This window comes from Streptomyces sp. NBC_01116, assembly GCF_041435495.1.
GTDB lineage: Bacteria > Actinomycetota > Actinomycetes > Streptomycetales > Streptomycetaceae > Streptomyces.
Genome location: NZ_CP108644.1, coordinates 31,517 through 49,262, shown reverse-complemented (window position 1 = coordinate 49,262; position 17,746 = coordinate 31,517). Strand labels below are relative to the sequence as shown.

Sequence of the window (17,746 nt, the reverse complement as noted above, 5' to 3'; positions counted from 1 at the left end):
AGCGGGGCCGAAGGTTCCTACGCCGCCCAGCCCCGCCGGACTCCACCAGCACCCGAAAGAACGGAGCACCACCATGCACACTAACCGCCGACCCGAGCCCCCGGACGGCTCCTCAAAGAATCCGCCCGTACGCAGCTGGCTCGCCCGCCGCCACGCCCTGCTCTCCAGCGCCCTGCGCGGCGCCGCCTACGCCACCGGAGCCGGCCTCGTCGGACTCGCCTTCTGGCTGACAGCAGCTGTAGCCTCCTCTGCCGGCTTGGACGCCTAAGACCCTCACTGAGGGAGAGCCATCCGTTCCACGGTGAGGTCCAACGGACGGGGAAGGCCCGGCAGGGCGACGTCGTCCGGTCCTGTTCCCAGACGGTCTGCCGGGCGTACGCTCCGGCCGTGACACCCACCACAGCGTTCGCAGACTGTCAGGAACCGGATCCCGGCTGAGTCTTCACCCTCGCACTCTGACTAGCAGGAGGCCCTCACCGCGATCGGTGAGGGCCTCCTGCTAGTCGGGAGGATGGCCGGTGCGTGACCACCCTGTCTGGTGCCTGTGGTCAGGCGTCGGAGGTGTCCCCGGTGTGCGGGGTGCGGTCGTCCAGGGTGATGGTGACCAGTGGGCCGTCGTCGGGGGAGAGGGCGGCGAGGCTGTTGCCGATGCGTTGGTAGACGGCTTCGGCGAGTTCCCGGTCGCCGTCGCCTTCGGCAGCGGTGTTCCGCAGGCGGGACAGGCTGATGAGGACGGCGATGAGTGAGCGGCCGGAGATGTTCGCCGCGATGCGGTTCTCTCCTTGGTCCGCGATCTGCGGAGGCATCCGGAAGTGGGGGTGCCCGCCCGCCCAGCCGGACAGGAGCTCCCACAGGTCGCGGTGGCACACCATGACGGCGGAGGAGATCCCTGCAGCCTGCGTCAGCACTTTGCTGTGCTCGGGATCGGCGGCGGGCCGCCCCTGCTCTTCGGCCTCGCCCTGCGGGGTGGCCGGGAGCCGCTCTACGAGGTCTGCGACCTCCGCGCGCAGGGCGGCGATCTGCCCGCCCAGCTCCGAGACGGCGGAAGGCGCGTCGTCGGCCTCGAGGCCGGGGAGCGCGGCGGACAGTGGCGCAAGCTCCTGGGCCACCACCTCGCGGACCACGTCGGCCACTTGGTCTCGCGTGAGAGGAGCTTGCGCTTTTTCTGCCAGCACCTCGCGGATAGCCTCAGCCACCTGTTCGCGCGTCAGCGGGACCTGGGTCTCCGGTCCGGACTGCGGCGCGGCTTCATCGCCAGGCCCGCTCTCGACCGCAGTATCGGGTTCGACAGCAGGCGCACCAGCCGTATCCGTGCGGTCCGCCGGGGCGGGGCTTTCCCCGGCCGCAGGGGCGCCAATGGTGATGCTGTCCGCCCGCTGCTCCGGTACTCCGTCCAGCAGCGACCTTCCGGCGTGCGCGGTCTCGGCCGGCGGCCTGTCGTATCCGTTGCCGTCGCCGGTTGTGGCCATCGCGGGAACCGGTACCGGCACCAGGGCCGTGACCTCCTGCGCGACGTCGAGCAGGGTTGCCTGTACGGCGGTCACAAGGTCTCGCAGCTGGTGGACTTGCTCAGCGGTAGCGCTGTCTCTGTTTGAGTCCCGTGCCGAGTACGGCAGCGGCAATAGCTTCTGTGTGTCCTGGAGCGCCCTGGTCATGCGGGCGAGTTCCTTGGTCACAGCGGCGTGGGCGTCGGTGTTGGTGCTCTTCACGTCCGTGAGTCCCCGGTCGAGGGTCTCGCTTAACGTGGTGCTGGTGTGCAGCATCGCCTGATGCAGCATGGTCAGCCCGCTGGGAGCTTCGTCGCGGTCGCCGTTGCCATCTGCGTCGTCTCCGCCGTTCTTGCCGAAGAACACATCACCCTCACTTTGGGTATGCATACAGTTACACGCGCAGTCTTCCGTGCGGCTGTCACTGGTACAGCCGATTCCCGCAGGTCCGGGGCGAATGGCCGGATCCCCGCGTAACGGCTGATAGGCATACGGATCAACTTTCGCCGGGCGGGCCTGAACACCCCTCCCTGGCCGGGCCCCCGGAGGGTCGTCTGCGCCGACTTCCCGATCGCTGAGCCCTGCACGGCCGATAGCGAGATCCCGGACCGGCCCGGCCGACATGCCGAGAGTGACGCGGGGGGAACCAAGCCCGCCGCGGCCACGGTGCCGCCGCCGGTCACTGCCGGGATGTCAGGACGCGCCGCTCCGGGGCCGGTCGTGGTGGGCGTTGTGGATGTGGCGTCCGAGGAAGAGGGCTGTGTACTCGATCTCCTGCTCGGTGGTGGTGGAGTAGTCGATGCGGCCGGTGCGGTGGCCGGGCTCCCGGTACAGGCAGCGTGCCAGGCCCCGGCACACGAGATGACGGTGCCGGTTGGGGGTTGTGGTGCCGGCCGGGACGACGATCGCGGTGCCGCCGCCGGGCCGGGACTCCAGCGCCCCGTTGATGATGCTGTCGTTCTCCCTGGTCACCACGGTGATGGAGTAGCCCAGGCGCTCCTCGAACACGGCGACCAGGTCCCCGAGCGGGCCGTGGGGTCCAGGGGCGGGATCCGCAGGTCCCGGACCGTCGCCTGCACCCGCTTCACGAGCTTCCGATGGGTGTTCCACCGCACCGCCGCCACCTCATCCCGTCTCGCCCGGCCGCACCGTCCCTGCGGAGCACACGCTGCACTGAACTCGTGGGCGGGGCCGTCGCGCCACTCCACCCAGTGCGGGTCGTCCAGAATGCTGTCCGGCTCGGTAATGCCCGCGCCTTCGAGGAACACGACCAGGTCGTGGTCGCTGTAGGTGGTGCCGAGGATCTCGTCCCGGCCTCTGCGCACGGTGACCCGCCGACGACCCGAGCCAGAGGGCCGGTGCACGACGATCGGCGCATGGAGTCACGCCTCCAGCTTGGCCCGGTCCAGTACGGCACGCGAGTCGGACCAGTGGCTTTGTTCACGAGCCGCGTCCGCACCGGACGTGGACCGTCGGCGGGCCTACATCAGCAGAGCCTGTACCCGCCCGTCGTCGTCGCCGGAGCGGCCGAACGCGGAGAACGCGCGTTCCTCCCGCTGGGCAGCGGCGACGCGCCCGCTGCTCCAGTCCAGCATCTGCCGCGCCCTGTCCTGGGTCTGGTGGGCGGCGGTGCGGGCCTCGGCTGGGGCGTCTCCGCGCTCCTGGACGAGAAGGTCGTAGATCGGCGTGGTCGTTGATATTGCTGAAGTACTCACGACGGACCCTCCTGCCCGCTCTTCGACGTTTCACCGGCTCGTGCGTGCCGACAGGGTGCCGCCAGGGCGGGGAGCGGCACTCCGGGAGCGGCGGACAGGCCCGACTGAAGCCGTTCTGTCGGAATCCTTAGGGGGAACTTGAGGTTCCGAGGTACCCGGTATCAGCCTTTCCCGGTTCTGGCCCGGCTTCCCATTGGTATAGGCAATTCCGGGTTGCCCCATTAGGGTATGTCGGCTTCTTGCGACTTGTCTGTTTCGTCGCCGCGGGGGAGTTCAGCCATACACCGGTAACGCCCTGGCAGGGCGAAGAAACGGGCGGCTAATGTCTCGGTACCTCCGGAAAGCGTTCGGAGAAGCGGGGCCGGCGCACTGGTTTCCAGGCCATCGATATGCGCCAGGACCCGCTCCGTTGAACCGAAAGGCCATCATAGTGAATCCCTGGTACCGAAGAAAGATGCCCAAGGCATCTTCGCCTCGTCGCCTCGCGCTGAGCGCCGCCTGCGCTTCAGCCCTCCTCGCGACCACTCTCACCGTGCCGACCGCTTTCGCGGACGCTCCCACGCGAGCGGTCGAGGGGGCGCGCGAGGGTGTGACGGCACAGGCCTGTGCCAGCGGAATCGCCACCTATGTCCACGACGTGAGTGGCGACGAGGGGGTGCTGCGGAAGTTCCTTGACTGGGACCCGCTGACCGGCAATGCCATCGGCGCGCTTCACGACACGGGTGTGAGCACACCGCTCGACACGCACAGCAGGTTCTTCACCGGCGGCCACGGCATCATCTACGTGGTCACCGGCGAGGGCGCGCTGAAGACCTACAAGGACAACACCGCGACCGGCGGAAGCCTCCTGACCTCGGTGCGCGACTACGGCGGCGGCTGGAACAACTACGCGACCATCGTGTCGGGCGGCGCGGACCGGATCTTCGCCCTGAGCTACACCGGTTCGCTGGACATCTTCTCCGTCGCCGACCCCGCCTCCGGGACCGGAGCCATCACCAAGGTCAAAACCGTCGCCGCCACGAACGACGCCGTGATCGCCATGGACGGCGCGAACGACGTATGGGCCCAGGGTTCCACGATCTATACGCTCAAGCGCGGTATCGCCGACCGGCTCGGCGAGGTCAGGCAGTGGACCTACAGCGAGGCCGCGGGCGCCGCGCCCTTCAGCGCCGCCACCGTGGTCGTCTCGGGCGTCGGCACCAAGACCCTCACCGGCTGGAGCCCCGGACCCGGCACCACCTACACGGTGGGCGCCACCCCCGACCACTCGGGTGTCGCCAGGAGTTACACAGGATCTGGCTTGACGGAACTCGCCAACGGCGATGTGGGCAGTGGCTTCCACGGTGACGTCCACGCCGACATCGCCTCCTGCCTCGCAAGCCCTCCCGCCGATGCCAAGCCCATCTTCGGGAGCGCGCCGCCTGAGGAGCCGGCTCCTCAGGCGGTGACGGACGCATCACCCGACCCCGCGCCGCAGAATCCTGCGGAGTTCACCGGCAGGTTCACCCTGGGGAACGGCAGCCCGGCCGCCGGGCTGCCGGTCAGGGTCGAGGCCATCGACATCACGAGCGAGAGCACCGTAGAGGAGGAGCTGACCACGCTGGGCACAGCCGTGACCGCGGCGGACGGCACTTGGAAGGTCTCCCTCCCCGCCACGCTTCCCGCGGATGTGAGTCAGGCCGCCACCGCCAACGGAGGTGCCATCAACGCCGTGGCCCATCTCGACGGCCAGACCGCCTCCGGCCAGATCATGCGCGGCACCGACTTCGTCATGGCGGCACCGGCGAGCGCACCCGCGGCTGCCCGTGCCCTCGTGACCTCCGCGGCGGAGGACGACACTCCCTCCAAAATCCGCCCCGTCACCGAAGCGATGATGCAGGAGTCACCGCAGCCCAACGAGGTTCAGACTGCGCACAGTTGGGCCTCCAGGGACGAGCGGAACTCCGTTGACACGCTGGGTGAGCAGCCGCTGCCCGAGTACCAGAGCGACACCTCCGGGCTCCCGCAGGGCGACCCCTACATCGTCAAGGGGGTCGACACCAAGGCTATGGAGGTCCGCCCCATGGACGGTGGATGCGACAGGACCAAGACGAAGATCATCGACAGGCAGATCAGATACACGGCGGTCGTCGAGGGACACGCTGCCTGGGATTCCAAGGCCACGGTGGAATACGATTCCAAGCTGTCCACGAATGTCGAGGTCGCGGTCAAGACCGGTTCCGACTGGACGATCGAGGGCTCGGTGACGCTCGGCTCGGCCATCTCGGCATCGACCGGCTACACGAACAAGGGCCCGAACTACGGCAAGCAGTGGAAGGTCCCGATCGAGTACAAGAAGTACAAGGAAACGTGGAAGTGCAACTACGGCAAGGACACGTACATCCGCTACCGGATCCAGGGCGGTAAGTACAAGGTCCCGAGCGGCGGAGCCGTGGGCAAGTACGGCAAGGACGTAAGCAACAAGGACGGATCCGGCGGCTACTACAAGTCGCCCCACAGCCACCGCGCCTGGGTCGCCAGGGGATCCAACTTCCAGCTCGGCAAGAACCGCAGCATCAAGTGGTCCGGTGCCGTCAGCGCGTTCGGCGTGAAGCTGGGAGCGTCGACGCAGTACGACACCGACCACAAGCAGCGGATCACCGCCGGCACCAAGAGCAACGCGAGACATGACATCTGGGGGAAGAATGACAGGGTCTCAGGCAAGCCCGGTGTCTTCTACTCGTTCTAGAGCCCTTGTCCTTCTCGCCGCTCTGGCTCTGGCTCTGACCGCCTGCTCACCCGGAGGCCAAGGCGGAGGCGGTGCGGCCGCGAGCAGGCCGGGCACGGCGCTGGCGAGCGAGGGCACCCAGTCCAGCGGGGTCGTGGGCAACGAGAACACGCGGGTGGGCGAGATCTGGTACTTCGCCCTGCCGGTGCCGTACAACACCTCCTCGCAGCCCATCGAGATCACGGATGTCGCCATCAAGCGCGTCCCTTCCGGGATCAAGGTGCTGGAATACGGCGCCTACCACCTGGAGGACACCGGTGGCCTCCCACTGCTGGCGGATCACGGGGGACCGCACACCCCCGACTTCGGGAAGCTGAAGAACTACGCGCTGAAGCCGGTCAAGGTAGAAGCCGGCAAGGAGAGCGACATCTTCTACCTGGCCAAGCTGAAGATCACCGCACCGCCGAAGGAAGCGGCCCGCTGGTGCCGCTTCGACTACCGCCAGGCCGGCCAGGCGTACAGCCAGACCATGGACTGCGAAGTCGAGCTGAAAGTCGCCAAGTAGGCGCGCTCCGTACACCGACGCCGAACTTCCGGTGCCCGCGCGCTCTGAGGGGCACCGGAAGCCAAGCCACGCCCGGGACTCGGGCGCCTCGTACTTCCTCCCAGAGAAAGACATGACCCATGAGACGTTTCAGTACCACCGCGCTGGCCATCGGAACCTGCCTCACCGCTGCCGCGCTGACTTTCTCCAGCCCAACCGCAGCCTCACCGAACGCGGCGACATCGGCCGTCGCCGCGGATGAATCGACGCTGACGTGCACCCAGAAGGTGTTCACCGGGCTCACCGGCAAGCTGTACATGTGCCCGTGGGACGACGGCCGCATCCGCGTGTTCGGTCACCTGCGGGACAGCACACCGGCCAACGGCAACACCCGGCTGCGTGTGCAGATGGGTAGCTACTCCCAGGAGTGGAATATCTGCGCCACCGACAGGCCGATCGACACCGACTACCAGTACGGCGGCGCGGTAGAAACCAGCGTCGTGTCCTCGACCACGATCACCTGCTGATTCCCGCCCCTGAAGGGTCCGCACCCACACTCCCTGTGGGTGCGGACGGCAGCACAGCTGGTCCGTGCTCTGGCCGATCAGCATGCTCGCGTCGTCGCTCAGGACCATGACGAGGGTGTTCCGGACGAGGCGTTCGACGTCCTGATGGAACGTCCGCAGACGCTGATGGCGTATGAGACGCAGATGCCGGCGCTCCTGGCCGAACCGGAGCGGGTGCGTAGCGAGACGGTCATCTTCTGGTCCTGGCGGGCCCAGAGCGCGGTGGCGGTCGCCCTGATCCTCGCCTTCCGCCTGTTGGGGTACTCGAACGGCTGGTACGCCCTGGTAGTGCCTCACCTGGTTGGCACCTTCTTCGGCTGGCCGCTCAAGGCGACCGTGAAGAACCACCTCTCACTCCGCACCGCGTCCGTCGCCCTGCACGCGGTGGGGGTGCTGCTCGTCCTGATCGTCCTGGGCGTCCTGTCGCCCTGGTTCATCATCGCCCTGCTGATCGGCTGGGCCTTCGTGGGAACGGCTGCCGCGGACGGACAGGAGACGGGGAAGTGAGCGACGCTCTGAACTCCCAGTTCCGGGACACCGACCGGCGGGTCCGCGATACCGACCGGCGAGTAGACGATCTCGACAGCCGTCTGGACGACCTCGAGGGCGCGTACGAGCGGTTGAAGTCCCGGTTCGGCTACACCGAGGACCTGGACCACGAGCTGCGTTCCCTTCGCGACGACGTCTCCGGCCTGGAGACCACGACCGAGGAAGCCGACGGCCGGGTCGACGAGCTCGACGACCGCGTCGACACCGCGGAGCGGACGGTGAAACGGCTCACCCAGCACGTACGGCTGCTGGAAGGCCAGATCATGGCCGTCGGGAACATCCCACCGGCGGACCTGGACACCTTCACCAAGGACCAGCACGCCCTGGCCGCCACCATGAAGTCCGGCTGGGACGCCGCCGACGCCCTCCTCACCACCGCCCTCCGAACCCACCACCAGCATCGGGTCCAGCGCTTCCGTAACGCGCAGGCCCAGCACCGGGCCACCCGGGAGGAAGCCGTCACCCTGACCGGCGCCCTGCTCTCCACCCGCTACAGCACCCAGCCCCACGCCAAGGCCGCCACCAAACTGCGCTCCGTCATCGCGCGCGAGACGACCGAGCGACAGGGCCTCACCCGGCAGGCCGCTGAAGCCCGCACGTCCACCGCAGCCCTCGCCGCGGACCGGGCGGCCACCGCCGACAAACAGCCGGCCATCGCCGCCGGCCAACGCGCGGTACAACGCCTCATCCTGGCGCTGCGCAGCAAACTGACCGATGCCGTCAGCGACCGCCTGCTCCTGCCCGCGTGGTTCGCCACCGTCCTCGGCCCGGCACCACCAGCACGAGAAACCGAACGCTGGCTCGAATGCGCGACCCGCGTCCTGCTCTACCGCCTCACCTACCGCGTCGACGACCAGGTCCTCGCGCTCGGCCCCAGCCCCGACCCCGAAGACGAACACCGCCACGAGTGGTGGGAGGAACTGGCCACCGAACTCCGCCTTTGGTAACCCGCACTTCCAGCAGACACCCACGCCGGGCGCCGTCGCCGGCCTCTCAGTGCTCCGTTGATGATGCTGCCGTACTCGGGTCACCTGACCGGGGCTTCCCCGGCCGCCCGGGAGCGAATACCCGTACCGGTGAACAACCGTCGGTGGAGCTGGCCCGCCTACCCCGTGACGAAGTACGACGTTGCCTGTCGAACGGTGCGGGCCCCGGCCCGGTGCCCGGGCAGAGGCGCGCGGTGGAGATGCGGGCGGCCCTGCCCGGCGTGAGGATCAAAGGTGCGGGCAGCACCCCGGGGCCACCTCAGCCCGACGGGTGACCTCGCCTTTTCGGTGTTTCCGGTCCGCTTCCCGCTCCGACACCGCCGTGGGGGCCTGGAGGTAGAAGAGATGCCGCGACCGTTGTGGGCCGGGCCATCAGCTTCGGGCTGGTCACGATCCCGGTGAAGGTCGTGTCCGCGACCGAGGACCACGACGTCCACTTCCACCGGGTGCACCTGGCGGACATGGGCCGGGTGCGGACCCTGAAGGTCTTCGAGCTCGACGACCAGGTCGTCTCCCAGGACGAAATCGGCAAGGGCTACGAGATCGCGAAGGACCAGACGGTCCCGGTGACCGACGAGGAACTTGAGCAGATGCCGTTGCCGACGGCGAAGGCGATCGAGATCGCCGCGTTCACCGACGCCGACAGCATCGATCCGGTGCGGATCAGCGACTCCTACTACCTCGCCGCCGACGGGCAGGTCGCCGCGAAGCCCTACGCGCTGCGTCGGCGAGACCGGCGAGCTCTCCTTCGCCATGCGAGCCCTCAGCCGCTATGTCTCCACCTCCGTCGTCATGCTGGAGTACCTGCTCAAGACGGACCCGGCCGAGCGCGCTGAGCGGGAGAAGGCGGCCATCGTGCGCGAGTGGCAGCAGCTGCGGGCCACCGCACATCCCTTCAACCACCGCGAAGACTTCGACTGGGACTACTGGTGGAACCCGCTTGAGCACTACGACGCCACCGGCGAGGCTGCCTTCCGCGCCCGGATCGCCGCTGCGGCCGAAGAGGTGGGCCGGTCATGACCGGCCAGCTCCAGCCGTATGAGGACCACGTCACTGCCGAGCTCGTCGGCCCGCCTGCACCCGGCGGCGCTGGCCCGGCACCGTACGACAGCGCGACCGCCGCGGTGCTCGCCGCGCTCGACCAGGGCGCCGAGGAGCACCTGGCGGATGCCCGGCCGAAGAAGACCCGTACCTCCTATGCCCGAGACTGGGAGCTCTGGGCCGAGTTCCACCGCTGGCTCGCCGGGCAGACCGGCCACGCGCTGCCGCTGACCGCGGTCACCAAGGGCACGCTGGTCGCCTACGTGGTCTGGCTGGACGGGATGAAGAAGGCCGCGCCCAGCACCATCGACCGCCGCATCACCGGCGTCACGGTCACCGCTCGCCGGTACGGCACCGAGGTCCCGAAGCAGGCGACGAAGGCGGCCCGGGAAGCCCTCAAGCCGATGAAGCTCGACCCGGCGCGGACCGTGCGCGGCCGCGGCAAGGCGATCGCGGCCACCCCCGCGCACCTGAAGGCGATGAACACCGCGACCGCCGCCCGCCCGCAGCCCGCCGTCGGCGCGGTACCCAGGAACTGCCCGAACTGGCCCGGCTGCGCGACCGGGCGCTGGCGACGCTGGCGTTCGGCATCGCCGGGCGCTCCGAGGAGGTCTCCTCGCTCGACACCGAGGGCATCACCCAGGTCGCCGAAGGACTGGAGGTGCACGTCCCCTCGGTCAAGGGCCGCCCGCCCCGCGACGTCGCGGTCGCCTACGGAGAGAACCCCGACACCTGCCCGGTCCGCTGCTGGCTCGCCTGGAAGGAAGCCGCCGGCCTCACCGCGGGCCCGGCCTTCCTGCCCGTCGACCAGAAGGGCCGCCTCGGCACCCAGCGGCCGGGACCCGACGGCTGCCGCCTCGCCATCACCCGGGCCGCCGAGCGCGCCGGCCTGGACGTGAAGCTCACCGGGCACTCCGCACGCCGCGGCCTGGTCAGCACCGGCCGCAAGCGGGGCAAGCGCGCCGAGAAGCTCCGGAAGCAGGGCGGCTGGGCCGCCAACAGCCCGGTCATCTGGGAGTACGTCGACGAGGGCGAACGCTGGGAGGACACCGCCACCGAGGGCATCGGCCGGTAGCTGCCGAGGCGGAAACGACCGATTTCGCCCCCTCGGAGTTATGGAACAGGGGGCAGCCAAGCGGAAGGGATGACGACCGTGGCAGGGACGGGTATGCCAGCTGCAGCAAAAAGCCCTCGGGGAGCCGACCCCCTCGCGAAGCCAAAGTTCACCATGCCGCCGGTGAACGTTGCGCCGTGGAAGTCCACCGTGCCGCCGGTGAACCTCGCGCTACCGAAGTTCACCGTGCCGTCGGTGAACCTCGCGAAGCGGAAGTCCACCGTGCCGCCGGTGAACGTTGCGCCGTGGAAGTCCACCGTGCCGCCGGTGAACGTTGCGGAGCGGAAGTCCATTCTGCCGCCGGAGAACACCGCGCCCTGGAACTTCACCGTGCCGCTGGAGAACCTCGCGCCGTGGAAGTCCACCATGCCGCCGGTGAACCTCGCGTCGCGGAAGTCCACCCTGCCGTCAGAGAACACCGCGCCGGCGAAGTCCATGTCGCTGTCGATGGTGACGCCGGTGAGGTCGAGGTCGGAGCCCTGCCAGGAGCGGTGGGTTCCTTGAGGGCGTCGGTAGTGGTCACCGATGAGGCGCAGGATGGTATGCCGGACCTTGCGGAAAGCCAGGTAGCGGTGGTGTTCCTCCTGATGGGCCGGGTCTTCGCCGGGGTCGGGTGTGAATGGCAGCTGAAGGTAGCCGCACAGGACGTCGATGCAGGTCTGACGTAGGTCTTGGGTGGGGGCGTCGTCAGCGAGACCGGCCAAGGCGTGGACGCCACCGAGTCGGACGGCCGGTGAGTCGGAGCCGAGTTTGTCGACGGCCTGGGAGAAGCGTTCGGTGTGGAGGCGGGTAGCTTCGCGGTGGGCGCCGGTCTCGTCGACGCGCTGGCGGCGGTAGGCGACGACCAGTGCGACGAGCGCGCCGGCCCCGGCCGGCCCCGGCCACAACGCCGAAGGAGAGCTTCACCAGATCGAAGAGCGTCTTCGCGTCGAGCTTCGCGGTTGAGTCGATCTCCTTGAAGTCGAGCAGCACCACCAGGCCGTAGAAGATGCCGCCCGAGACCAGCACCGCGGTGCCGAACGTGAGGCTGAAAGCCCACCCCGGCTTCATCAGCCGCAACTTCTGTTCGCTCGGTGAGGACCGCGGCCTTCGGCTGGCTGTCATGACGATGAAGACCAGAGACAGAAGCCTGTGGTTGCAGCAGGTCCGGGTGGTGCTGACATGTGTTGATGTGTCAGGAATTCGACCGTTTCCCCCTCCCCGGGTGAACGGATTGGAGAGTGGGGCTGGTGCCCGCTTTGGGAGGCGGGCACCAACTGAAACTCAGTCGCTGAAGTCGGTGGTGGCTTCACCCGGGGGTGCCGTGAAGTACGGGGTTGTCTCGATCGATCCTTTGCACCCGTCTTCTGGGCACGCGCGAGTCTCCACCGTCTGATCGTCGTTCAACTCGCCCGGAGGGAACTGCGGGAGGCGGTCACATTCGGGGCACGGCGGACCCATAAAGGGGAACGGGATCCACTTGCCGTACTCATTCGTCGTCATGTCCCCAACCTGGCATCCCATGAGGCCCAGCGGGCACGGCCGGGCGAAGAGGCTGGACTATGCGTGGCCGAGCAGAGCGGTGATCAGCTGGCGGGCCCTCGCCTTGGTCAGCCGCTTGGCGGCCGTCGCGCAGTGTTGCCGGGGAGTGCGGGGCTCGATGTCGCTGCCCTTGATCACCTTGGCGAACTCGGCGTCGAACCGCTCCTTGCCGACCTTCTCCGCGAGCGTGGTCAGGTACTCCACCTGCTTGGGGGTGGCCTTCTCCGTCTTCGCCTTCTCAGCGCGCTCGCGCCGTGGAGCGTAGATCCGCTCGTTCTCCGTCTTACGGGCAGCCTCGGCCTCCGGGCTGCGGCAGGTGATGTGCACGCTCTTGAACCAGGTCTGGGTGCCCGGCTTGCCGGTCACCGCCTCCCATAGCGCGTCGGCCGTCAGCTTCTCCTCGTCGACGCCCTCGGTGAGACCGGGGCCGACGAGCCCGTAGTAGCCGGACTTGCCCCGAGGGATGACGGTGAACCCAGCGGGGACGGCAGACGGACCCTAGTGTGCTGCCCCGGTACGGCACCCGGTCCTCGCTCCCAGCAACTCCGCGCAGGTTTCCCTCCGGTGCTGCCGTGTCCACGCGCGGGGCGCCTGGAATTCGCCGAGGGCCGGCAGGTTGTGAGCATCACACCTCGCTTTGGCAGAGAGCCGCGAGCCGTAAGTGCCGACTCTGATCATTTGCCGAAAAATAATCAATAGGGAGTAATCTCCTGCAAGTCTCCTATGCGGTGAAGATATGGTGAGTTGTCATATTCGTAACGGATTGCCCCGCTCATCTCGTTGTACCCATCAGGGGAAGGCAGGAAAATGGGCAGGTTCAGGTACAGAGCCACGGCGTCGGCCATCGCGCTGGCCGCCTTGGGATCGCTCGCGACCGCGGGAGGCACAGCCCACGCCGAAGCGGGCCAGGACAACATCAGCATGCTGAAGCAGGAGAAGACCCAGTGGTGCTGGGTCGCCTCCGGGCTGACCATCGCCAAGTTCCAGGGCTTCGGCTCCACACAGACGGACTTCTGCGACCGGGCCCAGCCCCAATACGGTTGCAACAACCAGCCCGCCACGCTCGGTGACATGGCCAAGGGCTGGAGCAGCCTGGGCATGACCCACACCGGCTCCGGCCTGAGCAGCGCTGCCACGTTCGACCAGGTGTACACCGACGTCAAGGCGGCCCGGCCGATCGGTGCCCGCATCGGGTGGACGTCCGGAGGCGGCCACATGAACGTGGTCTACGGCTTCGACACGTCGAACAACAGGATCGCCGTGGCCGACCCGTGGCCGGACACCACCACGTACACGTGGTGGAACTACAACGACTACGTGAGCAACGGCTCCTCCAAGTGGACCCACTCCCGCATCGGTATCTCCCGCTAAGGCAGGCGACATGAGCGACACCAGCGGAACCAAGAAGTCCAGCAGGCGGGCAGCCTCTCGCTCCTCCCGCCTGTCCCTCCTTATCGCCGTGAGTGCGTCCGCGCTGCTTTCCGTCGCCGGTCCGGCACACTCAGCCCCCGCCAAGGACCCTCTCCCCGCCGACATCCCTGACTACCAGGCCGCCCTCGACGCGGTGAAGTCAACCGAGGTCCGCAACACCGTCTGCAACTTCCTGCGCACTCCGGTACCCACCGACGGCGCCGACGGGCCGGTGCAGACGATTCCCGAAACAGCCGAGCCCTGCCAGGGCCTCCCAGCCTTCACGATCAAAGACCCGGTGGCACTGAACGAGATCACCCCCGAGTTCGTCGCGGGCACCGCAAAGCCACTGCCCACCGACGCGATCAAGCTGACACAGCTGGTGTCCTCGCTCAGCGCCACCGTCAACGGCCGCAACGCCACCGTCATGCTCGCCCCCACCCAGGGCGGTGGCTGGCACCTGGCAGCCGTGCGCGACGGCGACCACGACGCCGCATACGCCAGCAAAGCCACCCTGGGCACACTGGTCTTCACCGAACCGCAGATCCGCGGCTGGTACCAGCTCAAACTCACCACCGTGGAGCCCCTCAACGACCAGGCCCGGCAAGGACTCGGCGGCCAGGCATCGGTGTCACTCGGCGACTACCAGAAACTGGTCAAGGACCGCTACGCCGACAAACTGCCCGGCTCGGAGTACGACACCACCGGCTACTCCAGCGGCTACAACCTCCATCAGACGCAGGACGACACCCCGTCCTCCACCCTGCTTCTTGCCAGCAGTTCCAGCGCGGCACTCGTCCTCGCGGGCGGAGCCGTCGTGCTCCGCCGGCGCCGCCGCGCAAGCACCCACTGAGCCCAACCCCGGACCGCTACTACGCTCGGTCCCGCCAGCTAGCCGGGACCGAGCGCGTGGCTGTCCGGCTGTGAACGGGCGCGTGGCTGTCCGGCTGTGAACGGGCGCGGCGGAGGCATCAGGTGGGCGTCAGCCATGATGGCCACGGTTGTCCCTGCCCATGCAGCCCAGCCGTCGTGCTCATGGCCGTCACTTGGTGACCATGCTGCTCCCGTGGGTGCCGGCCCCGAAGACAGCGGGCTGGCATGGAGGCGCCCGTTCACACAGGCGCCCGGCATTCACGTCACAGCGACCCACCCACCGTCCAGCTTCCGCAACGCGTCCATGGACGTCACCGGATCATTCCTCGGCGGGGCCGACGGATGGGGCACCCTCATCCTGTCCCTCCTGCCGTGCTCCTTCCCGGCCCGGTAGAGACGTTCCGGTGACCGAAGGCCCCGCCCCCGGTGCCATGACCGGTGGGTGCGGTGAGTGCCATACGTCTGAAGGGGTGACACAGGGCCCGTCTGCCCGATACCGCACTGTCCGGCACGTGACGATGATCCTTACCCGCTGTTCCAACTCTTCGCAGAGGACCACCGCCATGGGCACCGCCGCACCCGACATCATCGCCACGAAGGTGGGCCGCTCCTTCGCCGCCCTGGACAGCGACCGTGACGGTCACCTCGACTGGTCGGACTACCAAAGGCTTGCCGACCGCTACCTCAACGCCTACCACCTGGGCCCCGATGACCGCCGGGCCCGCGCCCTGCACGCCTTCTTCCAGTCCTACTGGCTGGAGCTGCTGCGCCACGCCGGTGTTCAGGGGGACCGGCTGAGCAGGGACCAGTACGTCGCCGCTGTCCGTCTGGCGAGCGCTGATACGAGCCGGCTGAACGTGGCCGACGGGCTCGGCCACGTGCTCTTCGACGTGATCGACGTCAACGGCGACAACGAGATCAGCCGGGAGGAGTACACCCGCTTCCTGACCGACGTGTGGGACCTGGAAGAAGCCGAAGCCCTGCAGGCGTTCAGGACACTGGACACCAACGGCGACGACGCGGTCTCCCGCCCGGAGTTCCTCCGGGCGATCCACCAGTACTTCCTGCTGAACGACCCGGACGCCCCGGGCAGCCTCTTCTTTGGCTCCGCCTGACCACCACACCCCGAACCGTCCGAAAGCCCTCTGACCAGGCCGCTGGCGCACTGCTAGGTTCCCGATCATGAGCCGCTTACCCGCCCCGCCCGCGCCCACCGTGCCCGGCCCGCCCCTCCCTGCCGCACCCGTACCCGCGCTCCCACCCGCGTCCGTGCCCGCCCTGCCCGAGCCCGCAGCGTCTTGGGGGCTGGAGGTGCTGGAGGCGGTGCGGGCACTCCGGCGCCCTGGTACGCGGTTGCTTACCCGGCCTCCGGTGGCGGCTGGCACATCAGCCTCCTCCAGGAGTCAGGCGTGGTCCGCGACTTCTTCACGGCCGCCGGCCTGGACGCCGCCGACCGCGGACTCCAGGACCGCGGGTACCTGTCCCTCGCGTCCGCGATGGGCCGGGACTGGGACCGGCTGACACGGAGAAGGGACGAACAGGGGCGCGGCACCCCGGTCTTCCTGGATCCCGGAGAAGACGCCTGAGCTGGCTCACTGCCATGAAGGTGGTACCTGATCCCAGCTATGACCCCTAAGAAGCTCCGTACTGCTCCCGGCTGACCCTGCCGTGCATGGCTCAGCCGACCATCGAACGGCTGGGTAGCGGCGGCCAGCTACCCGGCCAGTTCCCCCGAAAGCCCCGGCATCACCGAACTCGCCGTCCTCCTGCGGGGGGCCGCCCGGCTCGGCGGCCTGCTCTCTGCGGTCACGTTGTGGCACCTGCAACGCGCCATAGACCAGGAACACACCGCCCGCCAGCAGCAGTAGCCACCCGCATGCCCTGAACCGGCCAGGAGCCCGGTGCCCTCCGGCGCCACCGGAAGGCACCAGGGCCTCCCGGGATGCGTACGCGTGAAGGTTCTCGCCCTTGCGCCATGTGCACCTGGCGACAGCGCGGTCAGCGAGAGGAGTTGACCTCAACCGAGGTCGAGGTTCTAGTTTTGCCCCCATGGACACCATGAACTCCACTCTCTCCGCCAGCGACGCTGACGAGCAGCGGATCCGCGAGTTGGTTGTGACGGATCGGTGATCTTCAGGGGGTTGGACTGCGTTGGTCTGGTGTCCCGTCTTTGGGGTGGGACTCAGGACGGCTGAAGCTGCTGTGTTCGGGCGTGATGGGCGTGGCTTGCTGGCGTGTTCGGTTTGGTTGTTCGGGCGCTTGGCCTGTGGTCCGGTAGTTGTGTGGGATTGATCTTGGGTTTCTCGTAAATGTGGTGGTGCGTCTATAGGCGGCTGCGTTCTCTGGAGGGTTGGGGTTCCGGACGATGCTGGTCAGTGGCGTGTGTGGGTGAGGAAGACGCGGAGGGGATCGTTCGCGTTGCTGGCCAGGCGGGACAGGCCGAGTCGGTGGGCGATGAGGCTGAGGGCGTCGTCGGTGGTGCGATGTGGCCGGTTCGGCAGAGTGGCGAGTATGCGGGCGAGGGCAACGGTTTCGGGATAGGTCACCAGGTCGCGGGTCAGCAGGGCTGGGGAGGCGTTGCCCGTGGTGGTCAGGTGGGGGTTGGTCGCGCAAAGCCGGGTCAGGCGGGTGTGCCAGCGGTGGGTGATGTGTTGCTGGTGGTGATGGCGTGTGCTGCGGTCCAGGCGGTGTCGGCACGTGGGTGCTGTAGGAGGCGCTGGTGGCTGTGGTGCGCGGCGGCGAGTTCGGGCACCCCTTGGGTGTGGACGGTGGAGGTGAGTCGGCGGTCGGGAGCGGCTTGCTGATGCCGTGGGCACACCAGCCGTTGCGGCGCCGCTTGCACCCATGCGGTATCGGTGGCGCCGTCGCTGCGGTGGCGGGTGCACAGGGTGCAGGCGCGGACGGGCTGCTGTGCGGACTCGAGCCGCTTCCAGCGTGCGGCCGCCCCGGTGGCGTGGGCGTCGTCGTTGGCGGCGAGGCAGGGCAGGGCGCGCGTCAGGTGGGGGAGTGGGGTGCTGGTCAGGACGGCGAAGTGCTGGGCCGCGTTGCGGCTGAGGTGGAGTTCAGCCGCGGGTGGGGCACCGTGGCCGTGAAGGGCGATGCCAGCGCCGTCGAGGAGCTGGGGCAGCGTCAGCCAGTAGGCATCAGCGAGACGCTGAGTGTAGGAGGCGGTTGCTTCGCCCCGCAGCGGCCGTACACGGAGCACGCCCGGTGCGGCTGACGGGACTCGAAGC

Annotated in this window: 20 protein-coding genes and 1 pseudogene; 13 read left to right on the top strand and 8 right to left on the bottom strand. The window is 68.4% G+C overall.

Features of this window, described 5'->3' with window-relative positions:
- The first annotated feature begins 73 nt into the window (after positions 1-73).
- Positions 74-268, top strand: a complete 195-nt coding sequence (locus OG245_RS00195; protein ID WP_371621495.1) for a hypothetical protein — start codon at positions 74-76, stop codon at positions 266-268.
- A 280-nt stretch (positions 269-548) separates the two neighbouring features.
- Here OG245_RS00195 and OG245_RS00190 read toward each other — a convergent pair whose 3' ends face one another.
- The 3 genes from OG245_RS00190 to OG245_RS00180 all read right to left on the bottom strand — a co-directional run bounded on the left by OG245_RS00190 (position 549) and on the right by OG245_RS00180 (position 3,202).
- Positions 549-1,853, bottom strand: coding sequence for a hypothetical protein (locus tag OG245_RS00190; protein ID WP_371621494.1), 1,305 nt, complete (start codon positions 1,851-1,853; stop codon positions 549-551).
- Positions 1,854-2,180: 327 nt separating this feature from the next.
- Positions 2,181-2,495 (bottom strand): hypothetical protein, encoded by a 315-nt coding sequence (locus OG245_RS00185; protein WP_371621493.1) that lies wholly within the window; start codon positions 2,493-2,495, stop codon positions 2,181-2,183.
- A gap of 473 nt (positions 2,496-2,968) precedes the next feature.
- Positions 2,969-3,202 carry a hypothetical protein gene (locus OG245_RS00180; protein WP_371621492.1) on the bottom strand — a complete coding sequence of 78 codons (234 nt, stop codon included), beginning with the start codon at positions 3,200-3,202 and terminating at the stop codon, positions 2,969-2,971.
- A gap of 454 nt (positions 3,203-3,656) precedes the next feature.
- Between OG245_RS00180 and OG245_RS00175 the strand changes: the two genes are divergently transcribed.
- The 7 genes and pseudogenes from OG245_RS00175 (at position 3,657) to OG245_RS00145 (ending at position 9,574) form a co-directional block, all read left to right on the top strand.
- Positions 3,657-5,930, top strand: a complete 2,274-nt coding sequence (locus OG245_RS00175; RefSeq protein ID WP_371621491.1) for a hypothetical protein — start codon at positions 3,657-3,659, stop codon at positions 5,928-5,930.
- 133 nt (positions 5,931-6,063) lie between these two features.
- On the top strand, positions 6,064-6,474 hold the full coding sequence (locus tag OG245_RS00170; RefSeq protein ID WP_371621490.1) for a hypothetical protein: 411 nt from the start codon (positions 6,064-6,066) through the stop codon (positions 6,472-6,474).
- 119 nt (positions 6,475-6,593) lie between these two features.
- Positions 6,594-6,980, top strand: a complete 387-nt coding sequence (locus OG245_RS00165; protein WP_371621489.1) for a hypothetical protein — start codon at positions 6,594-6,596, stop codon at positions 6,978-6,980.
- 39 nt (positions 6,981-7,019) lie between these two features.
- Positions 7,020-7,526: a hypothetical protein gene (locus tag OG245_RS00160; RefSeq protein ID WP_371621488.1), complete on the top strand. Its 507-nt coding sequence runs from the start codon at positions 7,020-7,022 to the stop codon at positions 7,524-7,526.
- Positions 7,523-8,515 (top strand): hypothetical protein, encoded by a 993-nt coding sequence (locus OG245_RS00155; RefSeq protein WP_371621487.1) that lies wholly within the window; start codon positions 7,523-7,525, stop codon positions 8,513-8,515. Before OG245_RS00160 ends, OG245_RS00155 begins: the two co-directional genes overlap by 4 nt.
- Before the next feature lie 384 nt (positions 8,516-8,899).
- Positions 8,900-9,285: pseudogene (locus OG245_RS00150) on the top strand (Ku protein); the annotation flags it as partial.
- Between the two features lie 61 nt (positions 9,286-9,346).
- Complete coding sequence (locus OG245_RS00145) at positions 9,347-9,574, top strand: hypothetical protein (RefSeq protein ID WP_371621486.1); 228 nt, start codon at positions 9,347-9,349, stop codon at positions 9,572-9,574.
- Between the two features lie 280 nt (positions 9,575-9,854).
- Here OG245_RS00145 and OG245_RS00140 read toward each other — a convergent pair whose 3' ends face one another.
- Positions 9,855-10,262 (bottom strand): hypothetical protein, encoded by a 408-nt coding sequence (locus OG245_RS00140; RefSeq protein WP_371621485.1) that lies wholly within the window; start codon positions 10,260-10,262, stop codon positions 9,855-9,857.
- On the opposite strand from OG245_RS00140, the gene OG245_RS00135 reads away from it, so the two are divergent.
- The gene (locus OG245_RS00135; RefSeq protein ID WP_371621484.1) at positions 10,257-10,670 is read left to right on the top strand and encodes a hypothetical protein; all 414 of its coding nucleotides are present in this window, start codon (positions 10,257-10,259) and stop codon (positions 10,668-10,670) included. The two genes, OG245_RS00140 and OG245_RS00135, sit on opposite strands and share 6 nt — an antisense overlap.
- A 38-nt stretch (positions 10,671-10,708) precedes the next feature.
- Here OG245_RS00135 and OG245_RS00130 read toward each other — a convergent pair whose 3' ends face one another.
- Complete coding sequence (locus OG245_RS00130; protein WP_371621483.1) at positions 10,709-11,596, bottom strand: pentapeptide repeat-containing protein; 888 nt, start codon at positions 11,594-11,596, stop codon at positions 10,709-10,711.
- Positions 11,597-12,248: 652 nt separating this feature from the next.
- Positions 12,249-12,596 (bottom strand): hypothetical protein, encoded by a 348-nt coding sequence (locus OG245_RS00125; protein ID WP_371621482.1) that lies wholly within the window; start codon positions 12,594-12,596, stop codon positions 12,249-12,251.
- A gap of 441 nt (positions 12,597-13,037) precedes the next feature.
- Between OG245_RS00125 and OG245_RS00120 the strand changes: the two genes are divergently transcribed.
- From OG245_RS00120 to OG245_RS00105, 4 genes are all read left to right on the top strand, one after another.
- Positions 13,038-13,601 carry a papain-like cysteine protease family protein gene (locus OG245_RS00120; protein WP_371621481.1) on the top strand — a complete coding sequence of 188 codons (564 nt, stop codon included), beginning with the start codon at positions 13,038-13,040 and terminating at the stop codon, positions 13,599-13,601.
- Between the two features lie 10 nt (positions 13,602-13,611).
- A complete protein-coding gene (locus OG245_RS00115; protein ID WP_371621480.1) occupies positions 13,612-14,493 on the top strand; it encodes a hypothetical protein in 882 nt (293 codons plus the stop codon).
- A 583-nt stretch (positions 14,494-15,076) separates the two neighbouring features.
- Positions 15,077-15,628, top strand: a complete 552-nt coding sequence (locus OG245_RS00110) for an EF-hand domain-containing protein (protein ID WP_371621479.1) — start codon at positions 15,077-15,079, stop codon at positions 15,626-15,628.
- A 294-nt stretch (positions 15,629-15,922) separates the two neighbouring features.
- Positions 15,923-16,099 (top strand): hypothetical protein, encoded by a 177-nt coding sequence (locus OG245_RS00105; protein ID WP_371621478.1) that lies wholly within the window; start codon positions 15,923-15,925, stop codon positions 16,097-16,099.
- 786 nt (positions 16,100-16,885) lie between these two features.
- Here OG245_RS00105 and OG245_RS00100 read toward each other — a convergent pair.
- Together OG245_RS00100 and OG245_RS00095 are read right to left on the bottom strand one after the other, a co-directional pair.
- Positions 16,886-17,059, bottom strand: a complete 174-nt coding sequence (locus tag OG245_RS00100) for a hypothetical protein (RefSeq protein WP_371621477.1) — start codon at positions 17,057-17,059, stop codon at positions 16,886-16,888.
- 74 nt (positions 17,060-17,133) lie between these two features.
- A complete protein-coding gene (locus tag OG245_RS00095) occupies positions 17,134-17,718 on the bottom strand; it encodes a TniQ family protein (RefSeq protein ID WP_371621476.1) in 585 nt (194 codons plus the stop codon).
- Positions 17,719-17,746 lie beyond the last annotated feature (28 nt).

Excerpts from the sequence above, each read along its gene's own strand:
- OG245_RS00195 (WP_371621495.1), top strand. The coding sequence starts at position 74 with ATGCACACTAACCGCCGACCCGAGCCCCCGGACGGCTCCTCAAAGAAT.
- OG245_RS00175 (WP_371621491.1), top strand. The coding sequence starts at position 3,657 with ATGCCCAAGGCATCTTCGCCTCGTCGCCTCGCGCTGAGCGCCGCCTGC.
- OG245_RS00165 (WP_371621489.1), top strand. The coding sequence starts at position 6,594 with ATGAGACGTTTCAGTACCACCGCGCTGGCCATCGGAACCTGCCTCACC.
- OG245_RS00145 (WP_371621486.1), top strand. The coding sequence starts at position 9,347 with ATGCTGGAGTACCTGCTCAAGACGGACCCGGCCGAGCGCGCTGAGCGG.
- OG245_RS00120 (WP_371621481.1), top strand. The coding sequence starts at position 13,038 with ATGGGCAGGTTCAGGTACAGAGCCACGGCGTCGGCCATCGCGCTGGCC.
- OG245_RS00115 (WP_371621480.1), top strand. The coding sequence starts at position 13,612 with ATGAGCGACACCAGCGGAACCAAGAAGTCCAGCAGGCGGGCAGCCTCT.
- OG245_RS00110 (WP_371621479.1), top strand. The coding sequence starts at position 15,077 with ATGGGCACCGCCGCACCCGACATCATCGCCACGAAGGTGGGCCGCTCC.